Origin of the sequence: Streptomyces sp. DH12, assembly GCF_020873895.1 — a bacterium.
GTDB lineage: Bacteria > Actinomycetota > Actinomycetes > Streptomycetales > Streptomycetaceae > Streptomyces.
In genome coordinates this window covers 1-747 of the sequence record NZ_JAHWGT010000249.1, presented here as the reverse complement: position 1 = coordinate 747, position 747 = coordinate 1, and the positions used below count along the sequence as shown (strand labels likewise).

Annotated in this window: 1 protein-coding gene; it reads right to left on the bottom strand. The window is 72.2% G+C overall.

What is annotated here, in order from left to right:
- Positions 1-91: 91 nt before the first annotated feature.
- Positions 92-747: beta-hydroxydecanoyl-ACP dehydratase (locus tag LPA54_RS33830; RefSeq protein ID WP_228984523.1), on the bottom strand; the 656-nt coding region annotated here is incomplete at its 5' end.

The window sequence follows — 747 nt, the reverse complement described above, 5'->3', positions numbered from 1 at the left end:
TAGCAGGGCTGTTCCAGGGCGCCGAGCACCCGGTGGATCCCGGCGGGATCCGTGTGCACGGGCGGGGTGGTGGTCCGGGCGGGGGCGGTGGTCACTGGTCCTCCTCGGCGGACTCGTCGGGAACGACGTCCACGGCGATGTCGGTCAGTTCGTAGATGCGCAGACCCGGCTTCCACACGCTGGCGTCGGCGACGACGGTCAGCCGGCCGTCGGTGCGGCGGACCTCCTTGATGTGCGCGTCGAAGGTCATCTCGCGGTCCTCGCGCAGGATCTGCCCGCGGTACTTCCAGCCCATCGGCACGTCCCGCGGCACGGCGAACCGCACCGGGCCCATGCCGTCGGCCAGTCCGGACTCGATCACCAGGGCCTGGAGCCCCTGGAGCACGGCCTCGACGCCCAGCGAGCCGGGCATCACCGGGTCGCGGTGGAAGTGGCAGGAGAAGTACCAGTCGTCGGGGTCGATACGGCGGTGCCCGTGCACATAGCCCTTGCCGTGCTCACCGCCCCCGTCGACCAGCGTCACCTCGTCGACCAGCCGCAGATGCCCGTCGCCGAGGCGCAGGCCGCTGCCCGCGGCCGGGGTGAACCAGCGGTCGTCCGAGCGCACCGGCAGCCGGCGCACCGCGGACTCCTCGAGCCGCTCGCGGGCCGACTCCAGCCACGGCGGCACGTACTGCCCGGAGTCCAGTCCGACCTGGTTGGACAGCGCCTGCTCGGTGAAGTAGCCGAACAGCGACTCGCCCTCGT